Below are 26739 nucleotides of genomic sequence, written 5' to 3'. Positions count from 1 at the left end.
CGTGGCCCTGGCCCGACTGAAGCTGCGCGTCTCCCCCGGTGCCCGCGAGGATGCGGTGGTGGGCTGGATGGGCGACGCCCTCAAACTGCGAGTCCGGGCCGCGCCGGAAAAGGGGCGCGCCAACCGGGCCGTCGAACACCTGCTGGCGGCCGAACTGGGGCTGCCGGCGGATTCGGTGCGGGTGGTGAGCGGCCAGACCGGCCGCGACAAGACTGTGGAGGTCGACGGCCGGGGCGAGGCCGCACTGCGCGAACATTTCGCTGGCTGACAAGGATTACTGATGGAACGCCTGACGCTGACCCGTCCCGACGACTGGCACCTGCATCTGCGCGACGGGGACATCCTCGCCTCGGTGTTGCCGGACACCGTGCGGCGCTTTCGCCGGGCGATCGTGATGCCGAACCTCAAGCCCCCGGTGACCTCGGTGGATGCGGCAGCCGCGTACCGTGACCGCATCCTCGCGGCACTCCCGGACGAGGCCGACTTCGAGCCCCTGATGACGCTCTATCTGACCGAGGAGACCACGCCCGGGATGATCGATGCGGCGCGCCAATCCGGCTTTGTCCATGCGGTGAAGCTGTACCCGGCGGGGGCCACCACGCATTCCGCCAGCGGGGTCACCGACATCCGCCGCTGCTACCCGGTGTTCGAGGCGATGGAGCGGGCCGGGCTGCCGCTTTTGATCCACGGCGAGGTCACCGACCCGGACGTGGACATCTTTGACCGCGAGGCGGTGTTCATCGAACGGCACCTGCAGGGCCTGGTGCGCGACTTCCCCGGGCTGCGCATCGTGCTGGAACACGTGACGACCGAGGCGGCGGTCTCCTTCGTGGAATCCGCGCCGGACAACGTCGGCGCGACCATCACCCCGCAGCACCTGCTGTACAACCGCAACGCGCTGTTTGCCGGCGGCATGCGGCCGCATCATTTCTGCCTGCCGATCCTCAAACGCGAGCGTCACCGGGAAGCACTGGTGCGGGCGGCGACCAGCGGGCACCCGCGTTTCTTCCTCGGGACCGATTCCGCACCGCATCCGCGCCACGCCAAGGAATCGGCCTGCGGCTGCGCGGGCATCTATTCCGCGCATGCGGCCATCGAACTGTACGCCGAGGCCTTCGCGGCGGCCGGCGCGCTGGACCGCCTGGAGGGCTTCGCCAGCCATCACGGTGCGGACTTTTACGGCATGCCGCGCAACACCGGCACCATCACCCTGGAACGCGCGGAATGGACCGTGCCCGAGGCGGTCCTGTTCGGACACGATCCGGGTGTACCCCTGCGGGCGGGCGAGACCGTCGCCTGGCGGGTGGCGGAGTGAAGTCCGCACCGCCCCCGGTTTGAACCCCGGGGCGGTTGGCGCGGTCTCTCCGACCAGAACCTTTCAATGCGTTTTCGCAAGGAGTCAACGTGCGGGACAGTGTGACCGAACCTGAAGTGCAGCGCGGAACCCTCTGGTTCTGGCTGCTGATCAGCCTGGGGGTGGCTGCGGCCATCATCGGGCTTGGCGTGCAGCTGGAGCCGGCGGGTGCGGCCATCCTGCGCGCCCCGCTGGAGTCGCCCGCGGCCGGTGCCCTGGGCTTCGGCCTGATGATGATCTGGGCTGCCTATGCCTACGCCCTGTCGGCCGGCAAGGCCGCGGGCTCTCAGGAGATGGGGCTGGTGGTACTCAACCTGGGCCTGCCGCTGGGCCTGATTGCCCTGTGGACCTGGGAGATCAACGCCCTGTCGTTCTTCGTGGCCGTGGGCTGGGCGATCAGCCTGGGCGGCATGGGCATCCGGCTGTTCCGGCGTGAACCACTGGCCGGCGTGATGATGCTGCCGATCTTCGGGGTGAGCCTGACGGCCATCCTGCTGTCGCTGACGCTGTGGATGCTGCCGGTCGCCCAGCAGGGCGGTGCCGTCTGACGCCATGTTGCTGAACGAGGCGCAGATCGAGGCGCAGCTGGCCGATGCCGCGCGGCGCGGGGAGTTTGATGATCTGCCCGGGGCCGGGCGGCCGCTGGAGCTGGATGACGACCGCGACGTGCCGGAAGACATGCGCATGGCGTTTCGCATCATGAAGAACGCCGGCTACGTGCCGGAAGAGGTCCGGCTGCGCGGCGAGATCGCCTCGGTGGAGGCCCTGCTGCGCGAGGCCGAGGACCCCGAGGGCCGGGAACGCCATTCGCGCCGTCTGCGTGTGCTGCTGGACCGACTGGCGCGCGAGCGCGGGCGCACCGGTGGCGATGCCGGGCTGGCCACCGAGTCCGGGTATTTCCGGGCCCTGTGCGCAAGGCTCGATGGCGAGTGAGCCACCGCGCGGCCGGGGCAGCGCCAGCCGGCCGGCCGCCCGCTATGAACCCCTGCAGCGCGAACCCGTGGACGACGGCTGGGTCGGGGACGACGAACCCGCTCCGGCGCTGCGCACCGAAGTCACCCCGGAGACGCCGCGCAGCCTGCTGGTGCGCAACGACTCGCCGGATGTTCCGTTCACCCTGTCCATCAATCCCTATCGGGGCTGCGAACATGGCTGCGCCTACTGTTTCGCGCGGCCGGCGCATGCCTATGTGGGGCTGTCGCCCGGACTGGACTTCGAGAGCCGGCTGTACGTGAAGACCGGCGCGGCGGCCGTGCTGCGCCGCGAACTGGGTGCGCGCAACTACCGGCCGTCACCGGTCGCGCTGGGCATCAACACCGATGCCTACCAGCCGGTGGAGCGGGAATTGCGGGTCACCCGCGAGCTGCTGGAGGTGCTGGCGGAGAGCGCGCATCCGGTGTCCATCGTCACCAAGTCGGCGCTGGTGGAACGCGACCTCGATCTCCTGGGGCCGATGGGGCGCGCCGGGCTGGCGCAGGTGGCGGTGTCCCTGACCACCCTCGATCGCGGTCTGTCCCGGCGTCTGGAGCCGCGCGCGGCGGCCCCGCAGCGGCGCCTGGAGACCATCCGGCGGCTGACGGATGCGGGCGTGCCGGTGAGCGTGCTGGTGGCCCCGCTGATCCCGGTGCTGACCGATGGCGAGACCGAGGACCTGCTGGAGGCGGCGGCCGAGGCCGGTGCGGTGTCGGCCGACTACGTACTGCTGCGCCTGCCGCGCGAGGTGGCGGGGTTGTTCGAGGAGTGGCTGCGGGCCCACGAACCGCTGAAGGCGGAGCACGTACTGGCCCGCCTGCGCGAAGCGCATGGCGGGCGGGTCTACGATTCCAGCTTTGGGCAGCGCATGCGGGGCTCCGGGGCTTGGGCCGATCTGCTGGGACAGCGCTTTGCCCTCGCGCGGCGCCGCCACGGGCTGGACCGCTGGTCCGGGGATCTCGATTGCTCGCAGTTTCGCCCGCCGGCGCCAGCGCGACCGGCCGACGACCGGCAGCTGGACCTGTTCTGAGCCCGTTATTCGGTGCGGCGGAATGGTCGGGGTGGCGGGCGGCTTCTGCGGCGCGCGGCTTCGCGCTACAGTGACCCGGAGAGGGAGGGGCCCATGGGCGTACGCGTACATTCGAATTCCGGTGAGGGTGCCGGCTGGTGGGGTCCGGTGGAGCTGCCGCCCGGGACGACCGGGCACTGGGCGATCGGGCCGCTGGACCTGTGGCTGAAACGCTGCGCCGATGAGTGGGACCTGTGGCTGGCGCGCGAGCGGGATCCGGAGGAAAGCGGTTTCCGGCGCGAGATCCCCGCGCGCGAACCGGTGCCCGAGAAACCGGCGGAGCAGCGGCGGTTTGCCGGCACCCCGGGCGGGGCGACGGCCACGCTGGCCGTGGCCCTGGCCGACCGGCCGGTGGTCAGTCGTCCGGAGGCGCCGTTCCATGTGCCCGCGGGCGGCGAGGTCACCCTGTATGTGAGCACGCCCGCCTGGGTGCAGCTGCGGCTGGGAGAGACCCGGCTCCACGAGTTCCCCGCGTATCCCGCCTCCGATACCTGGTTCGGCCCGAACACGGTGGAGGGCGAGCTGTGCTATGCCAGCCGCACCCAGGCGCGCATGACCCTCGAAGACGTGCCCGAGCGCGCCCATCGCGTGCTGACGCCGCTGACGGTGCACAATGCCGCCCGCGACACACTGCTGCTGGAGCGCATCAAGCTGCCGGTGCCGCGCCTGCCGGTGTATGCGGACGCGCGCGGCCGCCTGTGGACTTCGGCGGTGCGGGTACAGCACGAGCCCGAACGGGACCTGGCCGAGGTCAAGCTGGGCGAGGGGCCTCCGGCCGAGTCGCCCCGCGCGCGGCGGGTGGCCGAACCGCGTGAATCGGGTGGCAGCCGCTTCAGCCTGCGCGCGTTCAGCGCACTGTTCCAGTAGGGGGGGCGAGATGGAAGAGGGTTCCTGGATCGCGCGCAGTGTGGAGCTGATGACCGCCGACGCGGTGCTCGCCTGGGTCCGCGCGGCGATCTATCTGGGGGTGGGGCTGCTGCTCGCGCGGGTGGTGTCGCGCACCCTGATCCGGGTCGCGGGACGCCATCTGGACGCCCAGCAGGCGATGCTGGTGCGGCGCATCGGGTTCTACCTGGTGCTGGTGCTGGCCGGGGTATCGGCCCTGCGCGAGCTGGGCTTCGACCTGACCGTGCTGCTGGGGGCCGCGGGCATCCTGACGGTGGCCATCGGCTTTGCCTCGCAGACCTCCGCCTCCAACCTGATCTCGGGCCTGTTCCTGATCGGCGAGCGCCCGTTCGCGGTGGGCGACGTGGTCCGGGTGGGCGACGTGACCGGCGAGGTGCTGTCCATCGACATGCTGTCGGTCAAGCTGCGCACCTTCGAGAACCTGATGGTGCGGGTACCCAACGAGACCCTGGTGAAATCGCAGCTGACCAACCTCACGCGCTTTCCGATCCGGCGTCTGGACATGCAGATCGGCGTCGCCTACCACGCCGACATCGTGCGGGTGCGCGAGATCCTGACGGACGTGGCCGATCGCGAACCGCTGTGTCTGGAGGAGCCGCGCCCGCTGTTCATCTTCCTTGAATTCGGCGACTCGGCACTGAAACTGCAGTTCTCGGTCTGGGCGAAGCGGGAAAACTTCCTCGACCTGCGCAATCGCATGCACATCGCGGTCAAGAAGGCCTTCGACGACGCCGGCATCGAGATCCCGTTCCCGCAGCGCACCCTGGGTTCGCTGACCGGCGCCCCCTTCCCGGTGCGCGTGGTCTCCGGCGACGAGCCGGCGCCCGGGCCCGAGGTCCCGCCGGTGGACAATACCCCCGGTAATAGCTGACCGGCGGCCTACGGGCGCAGGTCGAGCCACACCGGGTCGTGGTCGGAGGCGCGCCAGGGGCCGTCGGCCGGATGGGCGCCGTCGAAGCCGAGGAACACGGGTTCGTCGGCGTTCACCGGCCAGGTGTCGGCGGCCACGACCCGCGCGGCCAGCGCCTCCGGGCCGAGCAGGTAATCCAGCTGCCCCGAGCGGCCGCGGAACACGTAGGTGTGGATGGTCTCCGGATCCGTGGCCACCAGGTCCTCCTTGCCGGCCGCGCGCAGGGCGGTCAGCGGGTCTTCGGCGGCGTAGCTGTTGAGGTCGCCGGCGATGATCACCGGCGGGTCGTCCGGTCTGGCCGCGCGCTGCCGGGCGATCCACTCCGCCAGGCGCTCGGCCTGCTCGGTGCGGCGCTGGTTCCAGCAGCCCTGACCGCGGTCGATGTCGCCGTGCTCCGGACAGCCGGTCTTGGCCTTGAAGTGTACGGCCACCACGCCGAAGGGCTCGCCGCCGTCGCGTGAACGGAACCAGCCCAGCAGCGGCGGACGGTGGTGGACCGCATCCCCGTCGGCCGCGGTGTCCAGCAGTTCCACCCGTTCGCGGTTGTAGAGCAGGCCGACCTGGATCGCATCGGTCCCGCTGTCGGGGTGAGTGGCCTTGCGCATGTGCGTGCGCTCGTCCAGGGCATCCACCCGCTCGCGCAGCTCGCGTCCGGCGGCGGGGCGGTTCTCCAGTTCCACGAATGCGAGGACGTCCATCGCCAGGCCCGCGAGCTGGGCGTCCAGCTTGGCGGTCTGGCGTTCGCGTTCGGCGGGATCCTGCGCGCCGCGCTCGCCCAGGGTGACGAAGTCGTTCTCCAGGTTCGCGGTGGCGATGCGCAGGGTGTCGTCGCCGGGCTCGGGTGGTGGGTCGGGGCGTTCCCCGCCCTCCCATTGCGGCGGTTGGACCGGATGCACGCGGTGGGTATCGAAGGCGTGGGTCAGGATGCCGGTGAGGCCGTCGACCCGGCTGCCGACGCGGCGGGTGCCGTGGTCGTCCAGATACGGCACCGGGTCGGGGCGGGCGCGGTAGCTGCCGTCGTCCAGCACGATGCGACGGTCGCTGTCCCCTTCGCCGTCGCCGGTGCCGGCATCGGGATCGCCGAAGGCCCCGGTCTGACCCGGGTGGCGCAGCCGCCCGCCGGCGGCAAGGTCGAGGCTGCCGTAGCGCGCCAGTTCGCGATTGGCGGTGACGGTCAGGGTCTGGTCGAAACGCACGCGCACGTCCTCCAGGGCCTCCAGCCGATCGGCGTCTTCCGGCAGGCGCAGGGTCACGGCCTGCGGGGGTTCGCCGCGCCGGCAGCGCTCCAGTGCCTGCACCCGGGACAGCTGCGGGCGGCCGTGGTGGCGGCCGAAACGGGCATGGACCTGGACCCGGTCGCCGGGTGCCAGGTCGGCGTCCGCGTGGTCCGGGGCGTACACGAACAGCCCGGTGGGCGGGTCGGTCGCATCGTCCTGCAGATAGAACCCGCCCAGCGCGTCCTCGCCGTGGAACACGCCGCTGACCGTGCCCTCGGCGACCACGGTTTGATCCTCGTCCACCGCGCCGGCGCGCAGCTCGTCGAGGGCCATGCGTTCGTCGGCCGGTGGGGCGGGGCAGTCGGCGGCGGCCGCCCCCGGCAGGACCGGGGCCAGCAGCAGGATGAGGGTGGCGGTGGCGGCGCGCGGGGTGTGGCGGGTCGGTGCATGCATGGTTTCTTCCCTGGCGGGCGTGTGACGGCGCCCGGCGATTTCGTGGTGTGATTTCCGTATACTGCGGCGCCTTCCCCGCCCGCGGACAGGAGCGAACGGCGATGGCGATCTGGATCGCGACCCTGCTGGGAATCGTACAGGGTATTTTCATGTTCGTGCCGGTGAGTTCAACCGCGCACCTGGTACTGACCCAGCACTGGCTCATTGGTCAGGGGCACGAGCTGCCGCCGCCGGAGAGTCCGGAGATGATCCTGTTCGATCTGGTGGTGCACGTGGGCACACTGGTGTCGATCGTCTATGTGTTCCGCCGCAGCCTGTGGCAGCTCTCCGGCGGGATCCTGCGCGAGAGCTGGCAGTGGGCCTCGCGCCATGGCGACGCGCGCCGCGAGATGCTGTTCTTCCGCCTGGCGATGCTGTGCGTGCTCTCGGTGGCCGCGACCGCCGCGGTGGGCTTTACCCTCAAGGCGGCCTTCGAGCAGGTGTTCGCCAACCCGGTGCTGATCGCCGGGACCCTGACCCTGACCGGCGTGCTGCTGTGGTGGACCGACCGCCTGAGCCGGCGCCCGCTGGGGCTGCGCAAGCTGAACCCGCGCATCGCGACGGTGATCGGCGTGGCCCAGGGCTTTGCCCTGGTGCCCGGGCTCAGCCGCAGTGGCATGACCATCGTGTTCGGCCTGTTCAGCGGGCTCAAGCGGCGCTGGGCGGCGGAATACAGCTTCTTCCTCGCGATCCCGACCATCCTCGCGGCCACCGCCGTGCAGTCGCTGGACGTGTTCAACCACGACGGCCTGGGCGATCTGCCCTGGTCCGCGCTGATCACCGGTTTCGTGGTCTCCGCGGTGGTCGGCGTGGTGTCGCTGAAGATGGTGCTGTTCTTCCTCTATCGCTCCAGCCTGAAGGTGTTCTCCATCTACGTGTGGATCCTGGCGTTGCTGGTGCTGTTCGGCTTCCTCGACACCGGTGTGATGTACGGCCACTGAACCATCGCGTCACTCCGGCCCGCGCAGCACCGTGAGCGGGGCCTGATCCAGCACCCGCCGGGTGCCCAGCCAGCCGGCCAGTGCGATGCCGAGGGTGCCGCCGCCAATCCCGTAGACGAACGTCATCGGGTTGATGCGGTAGTCGAAGTCGAACACCTGCCAGGCCAGCAGAGCCCCGATCGCGGTGGCGATGATCGCCGCCAGCAGCCCGGCGAGAAAGCCCAGGGTTCCGAACTCGGCCAGCAGCGCGTTGCGGATGTCGCGGCGGCGTGCGCCCAGGGTGCGCAGCAGTGCGGCCTCGCGCCGGCGGACGTCGCGGGTTGCCTGGACCGCGGCGAACAGCACCGTCAGCCCGGCCACCAGGGTGAACAGGAACACGTACTCCACTGCGCGCGTGGCCTGTTCGATGATGTCGCGCACGCGCTCCAGGATCGCGCTGACATCGATGGCGGTGACCGCCGGGAAATCGCGCAGCCAGCGGCTCTGGGCGTCGTGCATGTCCTCCGGCAGGCGGAACGCGGTGATATAGGTGCGCGGCTGCTCGTCCAGCAGGGCGGGAGCGCCGGTGACGAAGAAGTTCACCCGGAAGCTGTCCCAGTTCACCTCGCGCACGTTCGTGATGGTCCCGCGCACCGCGCGCCCGCCGATGCGGAAGGTCAGGCTGTCGCCCAGTTCCAGCCCCAGGCGCTCCATCAGCCCGGCCTCCACCGAGAGCCCGTCGGAATCCGGCTGGTCAAGGGTCCAGTGACCTTCCACCACCGGGTTGTGCTCCGGTGGCTGCTCCGCGTAGGACAGGTTGAACTCGCGGTCCAGCAGGCGCCGGGTGCGCTCGTCGTCGAAGTCCTCGGGCCCCACCGGCAGGTCGTTGATGGCGACCAGTCGGCCGCGGATCATCGGGTCCATCTGCGGGCGTTCCAGACCGGCCTCTTCCATGCGGTCGGCCAGCCGGTCCTGTTCCCCCGGCTGGATGTTCACGTAGAAATGGTTGGGCGCATCCTCGGGGATGCTGGCATCCCAGGCCTCCAGCAGGTCGACGCGCACGATCGCCAGCAGCAGCAGCGCGAGGATGCCCACGCTGAAGGCCACCAGCTGCACCGCACTGAGCCCGCCGCGCCGCGCCAGATTAGCCAGGCCGAAACGCAGCGCGATGCCGCCGCGGTCACGCAGCGGGCGTACCGCCAGCACCAGGGCCGCCCCCAGCAGGCCGAGGATCAGCAGGGCCCCGGCCGTGCCCAGCAGGACCCACAGGGCGAGCTGCGCATCGGCCGCCTGCCACCAAAGCAGGGCGCCGAAGGCCGCCACTGCCAGCCCGCCCGACAGCCACACCGAGGCCGACGGCAGGCCGATGTCGCGGCGCAGCACCCGCAGCGGCGGGATCTGTCCGATGCGCAGCATCGCCGGCAGGGCGAAGCCGGCGGCGGTGATCAGGCCGACGCCCAGCCCGGCCACCACCGGTCGCAGGCCGGGTGCGGGCAGATCGGCGTCCAGCCAGTCCCCGAGCAGGGCAGCGAGCACGAACTGCGCGGCGAAGCCGATGGCCAGCCCGATCAGCGAGGCGATCAGGGCGACCAGCAGCACACGCCCGAAATACACCGCCAGCACCCGCCGCGCACTGGCACCCAGGGCGCGCATGATCGCCGCCGAGTCGGCGCGGCGCTGGGCAAAGTGGTGCGCCGCCACCGCGATCGCGGCCCCGGCCAGCAGCACGGCCATCAGCGACGCCAGGCCGAGGAAGCGCTCGGCGCGCTCGATCGCCGCGCGCAGCTCCGGATCGGCATCCTCCAGGCCCTGGATGCGCTGCCCGGCCTCCAGACGTGGTTCCAGCCACTGCTCGAACCCGGCCACCGCGCTGTCCGCCCCGCGCAGGTGGAACTGGTAGCGCACGCGGCTGCCGGGGCCGATCAGTTCGGTCGATTCCAGGTCCTCGTAGGCGAGCAGCAGGCGCGGTGCGAGATCGGTGAGCGCACTGCCGCGGTCGGGTTCCAGGGTCAGGACCGCGGTGATCTCGAGATCCCTGCGGCCGACGGTGACCGTGTCTCCCGGCTCCAGACCGAGGTCGTTCAGCAGGCTGCTTTCGAGCCAGGCCTCGCCGGGCTCCGGGCCCTCGGTCACGGTCCGCTCCCGGCCCTCGGCGTCGCGGATGCGGGCCTCGCCCACCAGCGGCCAGTCGGGATCCACCGCGCGCAGGGAGCTCAGTCGCGAGCGGTCTTCCGCGCCGAACAGCACCGAGGGCAGGGCGGCCGTGCGTACCTGTTCCAGCCCACGTTCCCGGGCTTCTTCCACCCACTCGTCGGGGATCGGGTCGCGCGCGACCACCGACAGGTCCCCGCCCAGCAGGGAGGCCGCCTCGTCGGCCATGCCGCGATCGACGCGGTCGGTGAAGAAGCCCACCGCGGCCACCGCAGCCACTGCCACCACCAGGGCGGCGGCCAGCACCCGCAGTTCGGCCGAACGCCACTCCTGGCGGGTGCCTCGCAGCCATCCCCGCAGCTGGCGCAGCGGATGATGCAGTCCGGCCGCCGGACTCATGCCAGAACCCCGTCCTGGATGCGGATAATGCGGTCGCAGCGCTGCGCCAGTTCGGGGTCGTGGGTGACCAGCAGCAGGGCAGCGGGGACGTGGCCGGGTTCGGGATCGTCGGTGAGGGCGAACAGGTGTTCGATGATGCGTTCGCCGGTGCGCCCGTCGAGGTTGCCGGTGGGCTCGTCGGCGAACAGGATGGCCGGCCGGTCGACGATCGCCCGCGCGATCGCCACGCGCTGCTGTTCGCCGCCGGAGAGCTGGTGCGGATAGTGGCGCGCACGCTCGGTCAGCCCCACGCGCTCCAGCGCCTCGTGGGCGCGGCGGGTCAGCTCCGCGGCCGGCTGCTGCGCGTGTTCCGGGTTAAGCTCCAGCGGCAGGAGGACGTTTTCCAGTGCGGTCAGGGCCGGCAGCAGCTGGAACGACTGGAACACGAAACCGACCCGTCCGGCGCGCAGGGCCGCGCGGCCGTCCTCGTCCAGTTCGCTGATCGTCTTGCCCAGCAGGCGAACTTCTCCGCCACTGGGGGCGTCAAGACCCGCGAGGAGACCCAGAAGGGTCGACTTGCCCGAGCCGGAGGCGCCGAGGATGGCGACCGTCTCGCCCGGGTTGACCGCCAGGGACACGCCGCGAAGGATGTCCAGCGTGCCGCTGGGACCCTCCACCCGCTGGCGCAGGTCCGTGGCTTCCAGTACTGCTTGCGAGGATGCATCCATGTCGCGTTTCCCGTTGCTGGTCTTTGGGTATCTTGCCCTGCTGTTGAGTCTTCCGCTCGCCGCGAATTCCCCGCCGGCGGAGAATTCTGCCCACAAGGCCCCGGAGGACGACACCCATCGCCTGCTGGTGTTCGGCGATTCGCTCAGCGCGGCGTGGGGCATGAGCGAGGACGAAAGCTGGGTGGCCCTGCTGGAAGATCGCCTGGAAGCGCGGGATGGTCACTGGCGGGTGCACAACGCCTCGATCAGCGGCGAGACCACGGCCGGTGGCCGTCAGCGCCTGCTCGGGGAGCTGGAGCGCGCCGAACCGGATGTCGTCATCCTGGAACTGGGCGGCAATGATGGCCTGCGCGGGCTGGCGCCCGCCGCCATGCGCGAGAACCTCGAGGCCATGCTGGATGCGATCGACGCCGCGGGCGCGAAGACCCTGCTGCTGGGCATCCGCATCCCGCCCAACTACGGTCCCCAGTATACGGACCGCTTCGAGGCGGTGTTCCGGGATCTGGCGGAAGAACGCGAGCTGGCCTTCGAACCGTTCTTTCTGGACGGCGTGGCCGACGACGAGGTGATGATGCATGACGACGGGATCCATCCGTCGGCCGAGGCGCAGCCGCAGCTGCTGGAGAATGTCTGGCCGGAACTGGAGCCGCTGCTGGAGCGGGTCGAAGCCCGGGAAACGCTGAATGGCAACCGGGACTGAGCACCGGTTCAGTCTTCGGGGCGCAGTTCCTCGCGGCAGCGCTGCAGCACCTCGGCGGGGATCAGCGCGCGCAGCACCGGATGCAGATCGGGTTCCACCTCGCTCAGCAACGGCAGGGTCCGCACCCGGGAATGGCGCGACAGCGGATCACCGTACTGATTGGTCTGGATGCTGCGGTCCACACCGGCGTCCATCAGCGCGATGCCCGGCTGACCGCCCGGCCCCTCGTCGAGGATTTCGACCAGTTCAACCACATGTCCGTCCACCTCGCCACGCACCCCTACCAGCGGGCACAGCAGATCGATCAGACGGCCGGTTTGCTCCGAGTTCAGCTTCTCCATGACCGTACATTAGTTCGCCGGCGCGCGGGGCGCCACCCCGTGCCGCCCCGTTAAGTTTGAATCGCACCCGATGCGAGCGGAATGGCAGGAGCCTGCTTGCAGGCGAACCGGGCGGCGTTTTCGACATGCGCTCTGCCACGCGTATAATCCGGCTTCCCGCCCGCGTCTCCGTAGCTCAGCTGGACAGAGCAACCCCCTCCTAAGGGGTAGGTCGCAGGTTCGAATCCTGCCGGGGACGCCATCTTCCGGTTTACCCGTCGGTTCCCAGTTCGGCCAGGAACCGCCGCAGCTTCTCCTCCTCGGACAGATCCCCGTAGAGCACGGAGACTTCGCCATGGGTGTCGGTCTTCAGCAGTGATGGCGTGGCGAACACCGACTGGGTGATGCCCTGTTCGGGCTGTTCTAGAAGATCGATCTCCTGAGGTTGCATGTCGGAGCGGCCGATTTGCTCCAGCATTCGGGCGAGGTTGGCCCGCGCGCGCTGCGAGCGGGGTGCCGATCCGGTTACGAAGAGGGTCAGCACGGGCATGGAGGCTTCGCCATGGTCCTGATTCTCGTTCAATGCTGTTTTCCTCCGTCGGCATGCTGACCTTCTTTGAAGGGTTCCGGATCGTGATCCGGGTCCCGGCGGCGGCGGATTTCTTCGTGATAATCGTGTTCCAGACGATCCGTCTCGCCGCTTGTCCGATCCAGGTGGTCGCGTTCGGCCTCCAGGCGCTGTTGTTCTTTCTCCGCCTGCAGGATGCGCTGTTCCAGGTCCAGGCGCCGACGTTCGCGTTCCAGCTGTCGCTGGCGCTCCCGCTCCTGATCCTCGCGTTCCTTCATCGCGCGCGCCGTCCCCATCAGCACCTCCGAGCCGGATGCGTAAACATCCGCGAGGTCCAGTCCGCTGTCGGACAGGATTAGTTCGCGCTGCTGATTGGAGTGAGCCGAACCGCGCGATTTCACGATGGACAGCGACCGGTTACGTTCGCCCCCGCGTTCGTTGTAACCGACGACAATCCAGGTATCGGCCAACGTGGAGACATGGCCCAGGGTGGCTTCTCCCTCCGGGTCCTCTACACCGCTCAGTGCGGTCAGGACGGTGGTGATGCCGCGTCGCCGGGCCAGATCGGTCAGCTGCTCGGTCGCCAGATGGGCGCCTTCGGTGGCACTGGCTTTCAGCAAGGCGGAGACCGGATCGATGATCAGACAGTCGGGAGCGAATCCGTCGATGAGGCGTCGCAATGCGAGGAATTGTTCGGTGACGCTGGAGGCGTAGGCGGAAAAATCCTGAAAATGGACGACCCCGCGGGCGATCGGGGTGGCCAGGTCGATCCCCACCGATGTCAGGTTGCGCACGTAGGCCGATTCCAGCTCATCGAAACTGATGTACAGCACGCGTTCGCCTTCCCTTGCCCGGATCTCTGCGAAGGTTCCGGCCAGGGTGCTCTTGGCGGTCCCGGGGCGACCGGAGATCAGCAGGCTGGAACCGCGATGGATGCCGCCACCCAGGAGGCTGTCCAGACGCGGGATGCCGGTGGTCAGCCGTTCGCTGCCGGCCGCTGGCTGACCGATCGGAGGGGCCTCGTGGTAGGGGAGCTGAATGCCCTCGCCATCGATCAGCATTGGCATTTCGTCGGCGACATGGTCGCTTCCTCGATACTTGGTAATGCGCAATGAGCGGTTGAGCTTCTGCTGGACCACGCGCGCCGACAGCAGCAGGCTCGACGACAACAGGAACTCGATGCCCTCCAGCCAGGCCGGTGCGGGGCCGTCACCCCGTGCCTTGCCGGTGATCAGCACCGCCTGACCGTGGGTCTCGCAGTGATCGTTGATTCGGCGGATCTGCTCGATGGCGGCATGCGGGTTTGGCTGGAGCTGCAGGAGCTGGTCGATGCCGTCGAAAATCACCCAGCCTGCATCGCCGTCGGCCGCGGGCGTGACGGCACTCAGCAAGCCTCCCATGTCGAATTCGCCGGCCGCCTCGGCCCCCGGATGCGGGCGTGCGTCGATCAGCTGCCAGCGTTCGGAGTCCAGCAGCCCGGCGCCCCAGTCGAACGAGGCGGCGTCGCGCCGCACCTGCTCGGGCGATTCCTCGAAGGTCACGAAAACGCCGCGTTCACCCTGTTCCACCGCTCGGGCCAGGATCTGCAGACACAGCACGGTCTTGCCGGCGGCGGGTTGGCCGAGGACAAGCGTCGCCTGGCCTTTGGGCAGGCCGCCGCGAGTGGCACGGTCGAGCCCGGCGATGCCGGTTTCGACCTTTTGCAGTGTGTTTTGGGGTCGTTCCATGCGGACTCCGGTTGTTCAGGTCGATGGCGGGTGAGTGCTGCCCAGCGGCAGGCGCCCTCGCTGCTCCAGCAACCAGCGGAAGTCCTCCGCTTCCAGCGGCATGCTGTAGTAATAGCCCTGTCCGAAGGGGCAGCCCATTTCCAGCAGGGCCTCCGCAACCTGCGCGGACTCGATGCCTTCGGCAATGACTTCCGCATCCATCGCCCGGGCCAGTGTCACCACCGTCTCCACGATGTGGCGATGGAAAGGTTCGTCCAGCAGATGGAACACGAAGCCTTGGTCGATCTTGATCTCGTCGAAGGGATATTCCTTGATGTAAAGCAGCGAGGAATAGCCGGTGCCGAAATCGTCCAGGGACAGGCGCACGCCCATTTCATGCAGGACGCGTATCTGTTGCAACAGGGCGGGAGACTGCCCGATGAACACCCCTTCCGTAACCTCCAGTGCCAGTTCCTCGGGGGCGACCCCCGATACTTCTAGGATGCTTTGCACGCGTCGTGCAAAGTTGCCGACCTCGAACTGCGTCAGCGACACGTTGACCGCCACACGGACCGGTTCCAGGCCCGCATCGCGCCATTCGCGCAGATGCTGGCAGGCCCGCGCGAGCGCCCAGTCGCCCACTGCGGTGATCTGCTGACTCTGTTCGGCCAGGCTGATGAACAGGTCCGGCGGGAGCAGGCCGCGCTCGGGGTGATTCCAGCGCAGCAGCGCCTCGCAGGACACCAGCTGGCCACTGGCCAGGTCCACCTTGGGCTGGAAGTGGAGTTCGAGCTGGTCCTCCTTGAGGGCCTCGCGCAGGTCGCGCGTGAGGTCGATGCGCTCCTGGGTTTCCTCGAGCAGTTCAGGGGTGAACGCCGACCATAGTTGGGAAACCTCGGCATGGTTGCGGAACTGGGCGAGCTCCGCCTCGTGCAGCAGATCCTCCGCCGTGCGACGCCGGGTACCCATACGAGTAAAGCCGATGCGAATCGCGACCTCGAACTCCGCGCCGTGCATCGCGAAGGGCGCGGTCAATGCGTCGTGCAGCTCGCCCAGCTCGAGTTCCGGCGGCTCGCGGGGTTCGGGGAGGAACACAACGAATTCGTCGCCGCCGATCCGGCCGGCCAGGCCGTGGTCGCCCCCCTGTCCTTTCAGACGCTGCCCGAATTCCTTCAGCAGCCAGTCGCCGGCCTCGTAGCCGTAAGACTCGTTGATGTCGCGCATTGCCGCGATGTCCGTGATCACCAGGATACCGGCCGGATGCCAGTGCTCCCCATCGATCCGTTCCTGCAGCGCCCGTTCGAAGCCAGAACGTGACAGCAGTCCGGTCAGGGCGTCCTCGAAGGCGAGCCGGCGAAGTTGCTCCTCGGCCTTCTTCAGGGAGGTGATGTCCTGCTTGATCGCCACGTAGTTGATGACCCGACCCTGTTCGTCCTTGAGCGGCGAAATGACATCCTGTTCCCAGAACAGGGTTCCGTCCTTGCGCCGGTTCTGGATCTCTCCGGTCCAGGTCTCCCCGGCGGTGATGGTGCCCCAAAGATCCCGATAGACCTCGTCCGGCGTGTTGCCGCTCTGGATCCGGGCCGGTGTCTGGCCCAACAGCTCATCTCTGGAATAGCCGGAGACCCGTTCGAAGGCCGGGTTCACGTATTCGATTTGGCCTTCCAGGTCGGTGACGGCGACCGCCGCCGGGCTCTGCTCGATAATGTGGCGGAACCGGTGGAGCTGGCGCTCACGTTCGCGGTGGCGGGTCAGATCCTGGAAGGCCCCCTGGGCCCCCACGATGCGGCCTTCAGCATCAAAAAGCGGTTCGCCCAGTGCACGTACCCATTTGCGCTGTCCTTCGGTGTCAATGATGGCCAGCTCTTCGTCGTAGGGGAGCCCCCGTTCGATGCAGTCGTTGAACAGGGTGCGGATCCGGTCGCGCGACTCGGGCGCGTAGAAGTTGATCCCCTCCTCGATCGGCGGGGCGTAACCCGCTGGCATGCCATGGATCTCGGCGACCACCGGTGACCAGGCGATTCGCCCGTCATCGAGATATACTGACCAGCCGCCGACGCGGGCGATCTGGCCGGCCATCTCGATCAGGTGGGCCTGGCGTTGCAGTTCGTTCTCGGCCGTACGCAGGTCGGTGACGTCGGTAATGACCGCTCCCGCCCGCTGTTTCCGGTCGAGACCAGGGCCAAGCGGATAGTAGTTCACCCGGAGTCGACGGCGCTGGCCATCGGTCGTGGTGCGCTCGGTCTCGTACCTCACAGTCTCCCCGCCCAGGCAGCGATCCAGATAGGGTTTGACCGTTTGCTCGAAATAATCCGCGCCCAGTATTTCGGGCAGTGAACGCCCCACGAGCTCCCCGTCAGTCAGCCCGTAATGTTCGCGGTAGGCGCGGTTGGCCCATATGTAGCGGTAATCGGCATCGGCGATGCCGCACAAATCCTCGCTCTTTCCCACAAGATCGTGGAGGTGCTGGAGGAGTTCCTTTTGGACCAGCAATCGCGCGGATGTCTCTTCCGAAGAATGAAGCATTCGGCGAAGCGTAGCTGCGAGGTTGGGCTTGTCTGCCTGGTCCTCGATTGGGACGAGGGCATGCTCGATGGTCTGCCGGACGTCCTCCAGCTTGCGTCTAGTGGTTCCCTCGCCCGCTTTGCGGCGACGGAGAACCAGACGGAATACGAGTATTGTTAGGACGCCGGATAGTGAACCGGCAATCAGCGCCGTGACCAGCCAAGCATCGAGGCTGGCAAGACCGTCCGGGATCAAGATGGCCGCTCCGGTGCGGCGCCGTCGCTGAAACGTGCGTCTATGGAGGTGGTAAAGCCACGGGGCATCGCTGCGTGGGTGACGTCAGCCGGGTGACCCGGCTCCTGCAGGAGCTGGTAACGGTTGCGTGTCAATTTGCTACAAACACTGTATGATACCTGTATCACAACAATACAGGACCCGATGCGTGACCGTCGAGTCACTTCCACGTTGGCGGTGGAGGCATTCAGGGTTGGTAGCCCACAGATCCATCCTGCTGCTCTGTGATTGTTTCACCGCCGGCCGGTTTCTCTCGTGCCTGCGGGGACCCTGAGCGGGTCTGCGTCCAGAATGACACTGGACGCAAGATTTCTGACTACACTCCAGAGGAATGACCTTCGTGCGGGGTTCGCGCGAGGGCCGTGCAACCACGTCAAGGAGCGGTTCATGAACAACAGCTTTGCCCCCATCCAGACTCGTCCGCTGTCCGCGGATACCGCCGTGCTGCGTTGCGACGGTGTCCTGGCGCCGCGGGTGACACCGGATTCGCCGGCGGATCGCGCCATGACCGATCTGCGCAAGGTGCCGGCGGTGACGACCATGGCGGACATGCGGGCCGACGAGGCGCTGCAGCGGATGATCCATGCCGGGGTCCGTCTGTTGCTGGTGGTCGATGCGCAGGACTCGGTGAAGGGTGTGGTGACGGCCCGCGACATCATGGGCGAGGGCCCGGTGCGGGCGGCCCAGGAAGAGGGGATCCCCCGCGAGGCGGTGGAAGTGAAGCACGTAATGAGCAGGGTCAGCGAGCTGGAAGCGATGGATCTGGACAAGGTCGAACATTCGCGAGTGGGCGACGTGGTCCGGACCCTGAAGAAATCGGGTCGTCAGCATGCCCTGGTGGTGCTGCGCCGGGATGATGGCAGCGAGGCCGTGTGCGGGCTGTTTTCGGCCACCCAGATCGGGCGCCAGCTGGGGGTGGATGTGTCTCCCGAAGGGCCGGCCCAGTCGTTCGCCGAGCTGGAGCGGTCGCTGGCGTCCTGAGCCGTCGGGGGAGGGGCGGAGGCCTCTCAGGGGCCTTCGCCGCGCCCGTTGCCGCCGTCTGCGTAGGGGTAGCCCGGCGCCTCGAGGTCCTCCTGAAAGGTTTCGAGGCGTTCCACGGCGATGTCGGTGCGGTGGAACTGGGCGATGTGGAAGACTGCGTCGCCTTCGTTCACCAGGGGCAGGCGCAACTGGCCGATCACGATCCCCGATACCGGGGCGCGGATCTCGGTCTCGCGTTCGCCGAACGGGTCGGAGACGATCGCCAGAAGGGTCTGGTCGCGGGTTACGCGGTCCCCTTCGCGCACGAAGATCCGCAGGATGCCGCTTTCCGGTGCGCGTACCCAGCTGGCGGAACGCGCCATCACTGGCTCCTTGCGCCGCCGCTGGCGGGGCGGCGCCGGCAGCATGCCCAGATAGCGCATGACCTCGATGATCCCGTGAACCCCGCCGCGGATCGAGAGCTCGTCGAAGCGCAGGGCCTCGCCGGCCTCGTACAGCAGGATGGGGACCTGCCGCTCCGCGGCGGCCTCGCGCAGGGAGCCGTCGCGCAGGGCCGAGTTGAGGATGACCGGTGCGCCGAAGGCCTGCGCCATCTCGCGGGTCTCGCGGTGGTCCAGGTTGGCGCGGATCTGCGGCAGGTTGGAGCGGTGGATCGCGCCGGTGTGCAGGTCGATGCCGTGGGTGCTGTTGTGCACGATCTCGCGCATGAACAGGCGTGCGACCCGGGCCCCCAGCGAGCCCTTGCGGGATCCGGGGAAGACGCGGTTGAGATCGCGCCGGTCGGGCAGGTAGCGGCTCTGGTTGATGAAGCCGTGCATGTTGACCACCGGCACCGCCAGCAACGTGCCCTTCATCCGCCGCAGGGCCGGCACCTTGAGCAGGCGCCGGATGATCTCGACGCCGTTGATCTCGTCGCCGTGGATGGCGGCGCTGACGAACAGCACGGGCCCCTTCTGCCGGCCGCAGACCACCTGCACTGGCATGTGCGCCGGGGTATGGGTGTACAGGCTGCCGACTTCCAGTTCGACCGTGCGCCGTTCGCCCGGCTGCACGGTGGTGTCGCCCAGCGTGACCGGGCGGTTGCGGCGGGCCCGCGGCAGTCCGGCCATTCAGCCGCGACCCTTGGTCTTGGTGCGGTTGGGCTTGGCGTTCTTCTGGATGAAATCGATGATCATCCCGGCGACGTCCTTGCCCGAGGCGGCCTCGATGCCCTCCAGTCCGGGCGAGGAATTGACCTCCATGACCACCGCGCCGTGATTGGACCGCAGCAGGTCCACGCCGCAGACGTTCAGGCCCATCACCTTGGCCGCGCGCACCGCGGTGGCGCGTTCCTCCGGGGTGATGCGGCAAAGCGCCGCGCTGCCTCCTCGATGCAGGTTGGAGCGGAACTCGCCTTCCTTCGCCTGGCGCTTCATCGACGCAACCACCTTGTCGCCGATCACGAAGCAGCGGATATCCGCCCCTTTCGCCTCCTTGATGTACTCCTGCACCAGGATGTGCTGCTTGAGCCCCATGAATGCCTGGATCACGCTCTCGGCCGCCTGCTTGGTCTCGGCCAGCACCACGCCCAGCCCCTGGGTGCCCTCCAGCAGCTTGATCACGCAGGGGGTGCCGCCGACCGTGTCCAGCAGGTCCTCGATGTCGTCCGGTGAGTGGGCGAAGCCGGTGACCGGAAGCCCGATACCGCGGCGTGACAGCAGCTGCAGGCTGCGCAGCTTGTCGCGCGAGCGCGAGATCCCCACCGATTCGTTCAGCGGGTAGACGTTCATCATCTCGAACTGGCGCAGGACCGCCGTGCCATAAAAGGTGATCGAGGCCCCGATACGCGGGATGACCGCGTTGAATTCATCGAGGATATCGCCCTTGTAGTGGATCTGCGGGTTGTGCGCGGTGATGTTCATGTAGCAGCGCAGCGGGTCCACCACCCGCACTTCGTGCTCGCGCTCCTGGGCGGCCTCGACCAGGCGGCGGGTGGAGTAGAGCTTGGCGTTGCGCGACAGGATGCCGATCTTCATGGGGTTTCCCGGGGGCTGGTTGCGGGTTCGTCGTCGTGGTCCTGCTGCAGGCTGTCGGGCTGCTCCGGGGGTTTCCCCAGGGCGAAGGATGCGCCGGGGTCGACCAGAAACCGGCCCCGCATCGCCTCGCGCCCGAGCAGCATGCGAAACAGCATGGTATCGCGAGCGGTCAGGGACAGATCTACCGGCAGCAGCGATTCCCCGATGCGTACGGGCGTACGGATGAAGTAGCGGTCGCTCTGGTGGCCGCCGGAGTCGGTGACCGGGCGTACATCCAGCACCGGGGCTTCGCACCAGGTCTCGGTCGTGCTGTCGTGCTGGCGCGGGTGCATGCCGAAACGGACCCATTCGTGCCCGTCGCGCTGGAAGGTTTCAATCGCGAACGCGTGCAGCGCCGAGCTGCGCGCGCCGGTATCGACCTTGCACTTGATCCAGTCGAGCCCCAGTTCCGGCAGCCCCACCCACTCGCGCCAGCCAAGTACCGGACGGGTCTTCATCCGCCCCTCGCGGGCCCGATTTCCGGGTGCAGCCGATTGCAGTACATCAACGTCTCCTGATGAAGTCCATGTGAGCTGTGGGGATCGGTTTGCGGCCCGGCCGTCAGGTGCCTAAATTGCGCGGCTTCGGAACGGGGGAGATCACCATGACGCAACGTACCATCGGGAAGACGACTCTGGCCACGCTGCTGGCCCTGCCGGGCGCGGCCCTGGCCCAGGACGAGGCCGTGGAGCTGGCACCGGTATCGGTGACGGCCACCGGCTACGAGACCCTGATCGAGGACACGCCGGCATCGGTCACGGTCATCGACCGCGACGAAATCCGCAACCGCCCGGGGGTGGGCGTGGGCGATCTGCTGCGCGGCGAGGCGGGCCTGGCCACCGCGGTGGACGGCTCGGTGGGGCAGGACCCGATCATCCGCGGGCTCAAGCGTGACCAGGTCCTGGTGCTGGTGGACGGCGTGCGGGTCAACGCGATGCAGCCGCCGGCGCGCGGCTCGCTCGCCTCCTACGTGAACATGGACCTGATCGAACGCATCGAGATCGTGCGCGGCCCGAGCTCGGTGCTCTACGGTTCCGGCGCGATGGGCGGGGTGATCAACATCATTACCCGCAGCGGCGATTTCACCGAAGAAGAGGAAATGAACGCCTGGAGCCGTCTGGGTTACAGCTCGGTGGATCGCGGGCTGCGCACCGCGCTGGGGGTGACCGCCTCCAACGAACGCCACGTGCTGGACTTCTCCACCGCCTATCTGGATACCGGTGACTACCGCATGGGCGACGGCGACCGCCTGGACGACAGCGGGACCCGGCAGCAGGCCTATCACCTGCGCTATCGCACCCGCCTGACGCCGGATCACGAACTCGGTTTCCGTGCCCAGCGCGACGAGCGCGAGGACGTCTGGTATCTGGCTTCGCGGTCGGTCAATGACAGGGATCCGAACAATGTCGTTGACCCTCAAGAACGAGGTCAGGCTGCCCCCTTGGGTCTGAACACGCATTACACGCCCACGCAGACCCGGGACCTGCTGGAGGCGACCTACCAGGGCGATTTCGGTGGCGCCTGGGCACCCCGCGTCGAGGCCTCGATCTATCGCCAGGAGCTCTCGCGCGGCAACTACGACTGGAGCCATGCGCTGGGGCGGGACTACCGCGTGTCCGACACCGATTTCACCACCGACGGGGCCCGGATCCAGACGGAGCTGTTCCCGACCGACAATCAGATCCTGCTGGTGGGCGCCGAGTACTGGCGCCTGCGGGCCGGTCCGGATTCCTATATCGGGAACGTCGATCAAGACTTTCGGCCCCGAGAGAATGCCCCGATGAATCTGATCGATGATGGGCAGATCGATTCGCAGGGCGTGTTCGTGCAGCACGAGACCTTCCTTGATGCCGGCACCCTGAACCTTGGCATGCGTTACGACCGCGTGGAGGGTGATGCGGATGACGTGCTCGGTGCGGCGGGTGATCTGCAGAAAGTGGATCACAACCTGAGCTGGTCCGCCGGCTTCAACTGGGACCTGCGCGATGAGGTCAACCCGTATGTCAGCCTGTCCGAAGGCTACCGTTCGGCCAGCCTTCTCGAACGCTATCTGAATTACGAATACAGCGATGGCTACCGCTGGATCGCCGACCCCCAACTGGATCCCGAGCGCAACCGGACCCTGGAGGTCGGGGCGCGCGGCCATCTGCAGGGCTTCAGCTACATGGTCTCCGCCTACGAGAGCCGGATACGCGACTACATCGGTGCGGTGGTGTTGCCGGGCACGCAGAACCAGCGTGAAACGGTCAACCTCGACGAGGCGCGCATCCGCGGGGTCGAGCTGCAGGTCCAGCGCCCGTTCACCGAGCACGTGACCGGCGAATTCACCGGCACCTGGATCCGCGGCGAAAACCGCGACAGCCGGTTCGACGAGCCGCTGGCGGAGATGCCGCCGCCGGAGGCCAGCATCGCGCTGCGTCGTTCGGTGGAGCAGGGCTGGCAGTGGGAAGGCCGGCTGCGCGCGGTGGCGCGCCAGGATCGCACGGCGGACCGCTTCACGGATAACACCGAACGCGAGACTTCCGGCTTCGCGACCGGGGATCTGCTGGTGGGCTATCGTTTCCAGCCGTCCGGTCTGCTGCGCCACAACGAGCTGACCTTCCAGGTGAACAACATTGCCGACAAGGCCTACCGCGAGCACGTGACCGGCCAGCGCGAGGATCAGATCGACCCGGCGCGTGGCGCGCAGGAGATCCTCGCCCCCGGCCGCAGCTTTGGCGTGGTCTGGTACGCTGAGTTCTGATCCGGCCCGCGGCCGGAGCCGTCATGGATACCGGGGCCGCGGCCCCGCTCGATCAGAGGAAGGAAGATGCGTTTGCGCGTGATCGATTTCGGGCAGCAGCCCGCACTGCGTTCCCAGGCCGTGTACCACGGCGTGGCCGAGGCGATGGGGCCGGACGACGATCCGGTCCTGACCCTGGTAAACCCCGATGATCCCTACGTCTGCGTGGGACTGCATCAGGAGATCGCCCTGGAGGTGGACGAGGAGTACTGCGAGGAACAGAACCTCCCCATCGTGCGCCGGCATGTGGGTGGCGGCGCGGTGTATCTGGACCGCGACCAGATGTTCTTCCACTTCATCTACCCGAGCGCGAAGGCCCCGCGCATCGTCTCGCAGATCTATCAGAAGTTCATCGATCCGGTGATCCACACCTATCAGGATCTGGGGGTCAACGCGACCTTCCGTCCGGTGAACGACATCCACGTCGACGGGCGCAAGATCGGCGGGACGGGTGCGGCCAGCATCGGCGATGCCACCGTGATGGTCGGCAGTTTCATGTTCGATTTCGACACCGCGACCATGGCGCAGTGCCTGAAGGTGCCGTCGGAGAAGTTCCGCGACAAGCTGCGTGCCGGCATGGAGGATTACATCACCACGCTGACCCGCGAGCTGGGTGAGAAGCCGCCGCGCGAGACGGTGCGCGACGCCTTTCTCAAGCGGGTTGGCGAGGAGCTGGACGTGGACGTCGAGCTGAGCGAGCCGACGGCCGAGGAGGTCGCCGCCATCGATGAACAGCTGCAGGCCCTGGCGGATCCCGAGTGGACCTATCGCAAGGGGCGCAAGTTCGTGGAGATGGGCGTCAAAATCGCCGCGGGCACGCATCTCGCGGAGGGCGCGCACAAGGCGGCCGGCGGGCTGATCCGCGCGCAGCTGATGGAAAAGGACGACGAGATCGCCGATCTCCTGCTGTCCGGCGACTTCACGGTGTTCCCCGAGGACGGCATGGACCGGGTCGCGGATGCCCTGCACGGGATCCCGCTGGAGGAGCCGGTGCTGCAGGATGCGGTGGCCACGGCCATGTCCGGAGTGGGGCTGGATGCCCCCGGCATTGAACCTGCGGATGTGGCGGCGGCGATTCTGGCGGCCCGCCACCACGAACCGCACTGAGTACGGGTACGGACCAAACCACGGCGCCGGAGCAGGCGCCGCGGCGAGGCCAGTGAGGCAAGGCCGTGGCGGTCGGTCCGTCCCCCGGACCGACCGCTTTGCGCCTGCCGGGTGGGCGCGGCGTCAGCTGCCCTGCGTCGGGGAGCCGGTCACCGGTGCGGCCGGGCTGTCGACACTGGACATCGCTCCGGCACCGAACAGGTCGCGCATGCCGCCCAGTGATCCCAGCAGGGCGGTGCCTTCCATCGGCACGAACACGCGGTCGCCCTGTTTGGCCAGTTCGGGCAGCATCTCGATGTAGCGCTGCGCGATCAGGTACTGCACGCCGGCCATCGGGTCGTCGGCCTTGCCCTCGAGGGCGGCCATGACGTTCTGGATGGCCTCCTTCTCGCCCTGGGCCACCAGGATGGCGGCCTGTTTCTGGCCCTCGGCCTTCGCGATCTCCGCCTGCTTGTCACCCTCGGCCTTCTGGATCTCGGCTTCCTTGTAGCCCTCGGCCTCGCGCACCGTGGCGCGGCGGTTGCGCTCGGCGACCATCTGCTGGTTCATCGCCTCGCGGATCTCCTGCGGGGTGTCGATGTCGCGGATCTCCACGCGGTTCACCTTCAGGCCCCACTTGTTGCCGGCCTCGTCCATCACCGTCTGCAGGCGCGAATTGATCTCCTGGCGCGACTCGAAGATCTTGTCCAGCTCCATGGTGCCGATCTCGGAGCGCAGCGAGGTCTGGGCGAGGGTCTGGATCGCCAGCACCAGGTTCTCGGTGCCGTAGACCGCGGCCTGCGGGTCCATGATCTGGTAGTAGAGCACGCCGTCGATCTGCACGCCGACGTTGTCCTGGGTGATCACCGACTGGCTGGGGAAGTCCAGCACGACTTCGCGCATGTCGATCTTGTCCTCGGTGCGGACCACCGGCTGGTCGTTCTTGAAGGTGAGGATCGTGATCGCCCGGGGACGGTCGATGAACGGGATGATCAGGTTCAGGCCCGGCTCCAGGGTGCGGTGGTACTTGCCGAGGCGTTCGATCACCTGGGCGCGGCGCTGCGGGATCATGGTGATCCCCATGCTGAGGAAGACCGCCACGAGGACGGCGATGGCGATCAGGGTGATGAGCGTATTCATGCGGGATTCCCTTCGTTGGTGTGGCTGGAGTGGGTGCCGGGGTCGTCGCCGGCAGGCCGGACCACGGCGGTGATACCCTGGAAACGCTGGATGCGCACGGCGTCGCCTTCCTGCAGGGTCTGCTGCGGATCCTCGGGACGGGCGGGGTAGGCATCGCCCAGCACGCGCACGCCGAGCCCTCCATTGTAGGGTTCGAGGTGCAGGATCTCGTCGCGCACCCGGGGATCATCCGGCGGCCCCTGCTGCGGGCGGCCGGCCCAGCGGCGGCCGACCCAGAACGCCAGGGCGCCGGCCAGGATCATGCCGACCACGCCGGCGCTGAGCTGGCCGGCCAGTTCGGCACCGAAGGCGGCGGCCACCATGGCACCGAGGGCGCCGCCGGCCAGTACGAGGGTGATGCCGCCACCGCCGGACATCAGCCCGCCGAGGATGGCGAGGTCGATGATCAGGATCAGCAGGGCGGCGAGCAGCCAGATCTGCCAGGGATCGAGGGCCCCGGCCCAGGAGGCGATGTCGGCCATGATTCGGTTCCTTCCGTTGCGTGGTTCGACCCTGCCCGACTCGGCACGGGCTTGCAATGCATGGTCACGGTCCCGAGTGGATGCCCGCGCCCCGTACGGGCTGCCATACTGCGGGTTTTGATGGCCGGAGACAGCAGATGGCGGACGGGGAACGCCTGCGGCGCTTTGATGCCGAGGACTACAACAAGGAAGGCGTGCTGCGGCGCAAGGTCTATGAACGCGAGCTGCGGCGGCTGCAGGTGGAGCTGATCAAGCTGCAGCGCTGCGTGAAGGCCGAGGGCCGCCGCGTGGTGATCCTGTTCGAGGGCCGTGACGCGGCCGGCAAGGGCGGGGTGATCAAGCGCATCATGGAGAAGAGCAACCCGCGCATCGTGCGTACCGTCGCGCTGGGGAAGCCCTCGGACCACGAACGCGGGCAGTGGTATTTCCAGCGTTATGCCGCGCATCTGCCGACTGCGGGCGAGATCGTGCTGTTCGACCGTTCCTGGTACAACCGCGCCGGGGTCGAACGAGTGATGGGCTTCGCCTCGGAAGAAGAGGTGCAGCGCTTTCTCCATGCCTGTCCGACGTTCGAGCGACTGCTGGTGGAAGACGGCATCGAGCTGTACAAGTACTGGTTTTCGGTCAGCGAACAGGAGCAGGAACGCCGCTTTCAGGCGCGGGTGGAGGACCCCGTCAAGCGCTGGAAGCTCTCGCCCATGGACCTGAAATCGCGCGAGCTGTGGCATGAATTCTCGAAGGCCAAGGACGACATGCTGCGCCATACCGATACCGCGCATGCCCCATGGCGCATGGTGGATGCGGACATCAAGCGCCACGCGCGGCTCAACTGCATCGCCGATATCCTCGAGAATATCCCTTACAGCGACCATCCACCCGAGAAACCGGAGCTGGGACCGCGCGCCTGGGCCCACGACCAGGAAGCACGTGGCCCGCTGCTGACGGGCAAGTACATCCCCGCACGCTACTGACGGGGCGTACGAGG

25 protein-coding genes and 1 tRNA gene are annotated in these 26739 nt (G+C 68.1%); 14 read left to right on the top strand and 12 right to left on the bottom strand.

Annotation, left to right across the window (positions count from 1 at the left end; translation table 11 throughout):
* Position 1: 1 nt before the first annotated feature.
* From F788_RS0111735 to F788_RS0111705, 7 genes are all read left to right on the top strand, one after another.
* Positions 2 to 268: a DUF167 domain-containing protein gene (locus F788_RS0111735; RefSeq protein WP_019590276.1), complete on the top strand. Its 267-nt coding sequence runs from the start codon at positions 2 to 4 to the stop codon at positions 266 to 268.
* Positions 269 to 280: 12 nt separating this feature from the next.
* A complete protein-coding gene (gene pyrC / locus F788_RS0111730; protein WP_018870771.1) occupies positions 281 to 1315 on the top strand; it encodes a dihydroorotase in 1035 nt (344 codons plus the stop codon).
* 101 nt (positions 1316 to 1416) lie between these two features.
* Positions 1417 to 1902 (top strand): hypothetical protein, encoded by a 486-nt coding sequence (locus tag F788_RS0111725; RefSeq protein WP_026279570.1) that lies wholly within the window; start codon positions 1417 to 1419, stop codon positions 1900 to 1902.
* 4 nt (positions 1903 to 1906) lie between these two features.
* On the top strand, positions 1907 to 2287 hold the full coding sequence (locus tag F788_RS0111720; RefSeq protein ID WP_018870773.1) for a DUF1992 domain-containing protein: 381 nt from the start codon (positions 1907 to 1909) through the stop codon (positions 2285 to 2287).
* Positions 2277 to 3356, top strand: a complete 1080-nt coding sequence (locus tag F788_RS0111715) for a PA0069 family radical SAM protein (RefSeq protein ID WP_019590275.1) — start codon at positions 2277 to 2279, stop codon at positions 3354 to 3356. The genes F788_RS0111720 and F788_RS0111715 overlap by 11 nt, the downstream gene beginning before the upstream one ends.
* 93 nt (positions 3357 to 3449) lie before the next feature.
* Positions 3450 to 4262: a hypothetical protein gene (locus F788_RS0111710; protein WP_019590274.1), complete on the top strand. Its 813-nt coding sequence runs from the start codon at positions 3450 to 3452 to the stop codon at positions 4260 to 4262.
* A 10-nt stretch (positions 4263 to 4272) separates the two neighbouring features.
* A complete protein-coding gene (locus F788_RS0111705; protein ID WP_019590273.1) occupies positions 4273 to 5172 on the top strand; it encodes a mechanosensitive ion channel family protein in 900 nt (299 codons plus the stop codon).
* Positions 5173 to 5180: 8 nt separating this feature from the next.
* On the opposite strand, the gene F788_RS0111700 is transcribed toward F788_RS0111705, so the two are convergent.
* Complete coding sequence (locus tag F788_RS0111700) at positions 5181 to 6881, bottom strand: ExeM/NucH family extracellular endonuclease (RefSeq protein ID WP_019590272.1); 1701 nt, start codon at positions 6879 to 6881, stop codon at positions 5181 to 5183.
* 101 nt (positions 6882 to 6982) lie between these two features.
* Here F788_RS0111700 and F788_RS0111695 point away from each other — a divergent pair, with 101 nt between their 5' ends.
* Positions 6983 to 7861, top strand: a complete 879-nt coding sequence (locus F788_RS0111695) for an undecaprenyl-diphosphate phosphatase (protein WP_019590271.1) — start codon at positions 6983 to 6985, stop codon at positions 7859 to 7861.
* A gap of 9 nt (positions 7862 to 7870) precedes the next feature.
* Here the strand turns inward: F788_RS0111695 and F788_RS0111690 are convergent, their stop codons facing one another.
* Together F788_RS0111690 and F788_RS0111685 are read right to left on the bottom strand one after the other, a co-directional pair.
* Positions 7871 to 10390 carry an ABC transporter permease gene (locus F788_RS0111690; protein ID WP_019590270.1) on the bottom strand — a complete coding sequence of 840 codons (2520 nt, stop codon included), beginning with the start codon at positions 10388 to 10390 and terminating at the stop codon, positions 7871 to 7873.
* Positions 10387 to 11097, bottom strand: a complete 711-nt coding sequence (locus F788_RS0111685; protein ID WP_019590269.1) for an ABC transporter ATP-binding protein — start codon at positions 11095 to 11097, stop codon at positions 10387 to 10389. The genes F788_RS0111690 and F788_RS0111685 overlap by 4 nt, the downstream gene beginning before the upstream one ends.
* Between F788_RS0111685 and F788_RS0111680 the strand changes: the two genes are divergently transcribed.
* Positions 11096 to 11797, top strand: coding sequence for an arylesterase (locus F788_RS0111680; RefSeq protein ID WP_019590268.1), 702 nt, complete (start codon positions 11096 to 11098; stop codon positions 11795 to 11797). The genes F788_RS0111685 and F788_RS0111680 overlap by 2 nt on opposite strands.
* An 8-nt stretch (positions 11798 to 11805) precedes the next feature.
* Here the strand turns inward: F788_RS0111680 and F788_RS0111675 are convergent, their stop codons facing one another.
* The gene (locus F788_RS0111675) at positions 11806 to 12138 is read right to left on the bottom strand and encodes a hypothetical protein (RefSeq protein WP_019590267.1); all 333 of its coding nucleotides are present in this window, start codon (positions 12136 to 12138) and stop codon (positions 11806 to 11808) included.
* A 164-nt stretch (positions 12139 to 12302) separates the two neighbouring features.
* Here F788_RS0111675 and F788_RS0111670 point away from each other — a divergent pair.
* Positions 12303 to 12379: transfer RNA gene (locus tag F788_RS0111670), tRNA-Arg, on the top strand.
* Between the two features lie 9 nt (positions 12380 to 12388).
* On the opposite strand, the gene F788_RS0111665 is transcribed toward F788_RS0111670, so the two are convergent.
* From F788_RS0111665 to F788_RS0111655, 3 genes are read right to left on the bottom strand one after another with little or no spacing between them, the layout of a single operon-like run.
* Complete coding sequence (locus F788_RS0111665; protein WP_019590266.1) at positions 12389 to 12700, bottom strand: circadian clock KaiB family protein; 312 nt, start codon at positions 12698 to 12700, stop codon at positions 12389 to 12391.
* Positions 12697 to 14412: an ATPase domain-containing protein gene (locus F788_RS0111660; protein WP_019590265.1), complete on the bottom strand. Its 1716-nt coding sequence runs from the start codon at positions 14410 to 14412 to the stop codon at positions 12697 to 12699. Before F788_RS0111660 ends, F788_RS0111665 begins: the two co-directional genes overlap by 4 nt.
* A 15-nt stretch (positions 14413 to 14427) precedes the next feature.
* The gene (locus F788_RS0111655) at positions 14428 to 16842 is read right to left on the bottom strand and encodes an EAL domain-containing protein (RefSeq protein ID WP_019590264.1); all 2415 of its coding nucleotides are present in this window, start codon (positions 16840 to 16842) and stop codon (positions 14428 to 14430) included.
* Between the two features lie 735 nt (positions 16843 to 17577).
* Here F788_RS0111655 and F788_RS0111650 point away from each other — a divergent pair.
* On the top strand, positions 17578 to 18171 hold the full coding sequence (locus F788_RS0111650) for a CBS domain-containing protein (protein ID WP_018869305.1): 594 nt from the start codon (positions 17578 to 17580) through the stop codon (positions 18169 to 18171).
* 26 nt (positions 18172 to 18197) lie between these two features.
* Here F788_RS0111650 and F788_RS0111645 read toward each other — a convergent pair whose 3' ends face one another.
* The 3 genes from F788_RS0111645 to F788_RS0111635 are packed head-to-tail and all read right to left on the bottom strand — an operon-like array spanning position 18198 to position 20683.
* Positions 18198 to 19280, bottom strand: coding sequence for a succinylglutamate desuccinylase/aspartoacylase family protein (locus F788_RS0111645; RefSeq protein ID WP_018869306.1), 1083 nt, complete (start codon positions 19278 to 19280; stop codon positions 18198 to 18200).
* Positions 19281 to 20186 carry a 30S ribosomal protein S6--L-glutamate ligase gene (rimK, locus tag F788_RS0111640; RefSeq protein ID WP_019570368.1) on the bottom strand — a complete coding sequence of 302 codons (906 nt, stop codon included), beginning with the start codon at positions 20184 to 20186 and terminating at the stop codon, positions 19281 to 19283. It lies immediately after the preceding gene.
* Complete coding sequence (locus F788_RS0111635) at positions 20183 to 20683, bottom strand: RimK/LysX family protein (protein ID WP_019590262.1); 501 nt, start codon at positions 20681 to 20683, stop codon at positions 20183 to 20185. The genes rimK and F788_RS0111635 overlap by 4 nt, the downstream gene beginning before the upstream one ends.
* 146 nt (positions 20684 to 20829) lie before the next feature.
* Between F788_RS0111635 and F788_RS0111630 the strand changes: the two genes are divergently transcribed.
* Together F788_RS0111630 and F788_RS0111625 are read left to right on the top strand one after the other, a co-directional pair.
* Positions 20830 to 22968, top strand: coding sequence for a TonB-dependent siderophore receptor (locus F788_RS0111630; RefSeq protein WP_019590261.1), 2139 nt, complete (start codon positions 20830 to 20832; stop codon positions 22966 to 22968).
* Positions 22969 to 23034: 66 nt separating this feature from the next.
* Positions 23035 to 24114 carry a biotin/lipoate A/B protein ligase family protein gene (locus F788_RS0111625; RefSeq protein ID WP_019590260.1) on the top strand — a complete coding sequence of 360 codons (1080 nt, stop codon included), beginning with the start codon at positions 23035 to 23037 and terminating at the stop codon, positions 24112 to 24114.
* A 123-nt stretch (positions 24115 to 24237) separates the two neighbouring features.
* Here F788_RS0111625 and F788_RS0111620 read toward each other — a convergent pair whose 3' ends face one another.
* A complete protein-coding gene (locus F788_RS0111620; protein ID WP_018869311.1) occupies positions 24238 to 25233 on the bottom strand; it encodes an SPFH domain-containing protein in 996 nt (331 codons plus the stop codon).
* Positions 25230 to 25754 carry an NfeD family protein gene (locus tag F788_RS0111615; protein ID WP_019590259.1) on the bottom strand — a complete coding sequence of 175 codons (525 nt, stop codon included), beginning with the start codon at positions 25752 to 25754 and terminating at the stop codon, positions 25230 to 25232. The genes F788_RS0111620 and F788_RS0111615 overlap by 4 nt, the downstream gene beginning before the upstream one ends.
* Positions 25755 to 25891: 137 nt before the next feature.
* Here F788_RS0111615 and ppk2 point away from each other — a divergent pair, with 137 nt between their 5' ends.
* The gene (gene ppk2, locus F788_RS0111610; RefSeq protein WP_019590258.1) at positions 25892 to 26725 is read left to right on the top strand and encodes a polyphosphate kinase 2; all 834 of its coding nucleotides are present in this window, start codon (positions 25892 to 25894) and stop codon (positions 26723 to 26725) included.
* The last annotated feature ends 14 nt before the right edge of the window (positions 26726 to 26739 follow it).

It is taken from the genome of Thioalkalivibrio sp. ALE10 (genome assembly GCF_000381385.1).
In the GTDB taxonomy this organism is placed as follows: domain Bacteria; phylum Pseudomonadota; class Gammaproteobacteria; order Ectothiorhodospirales; family Ectothiorhodospiraceae; genus Thioalkalivibrio.
This window is presented reverse-complemented; position numbering and strand designations above follow the sequence as displayed.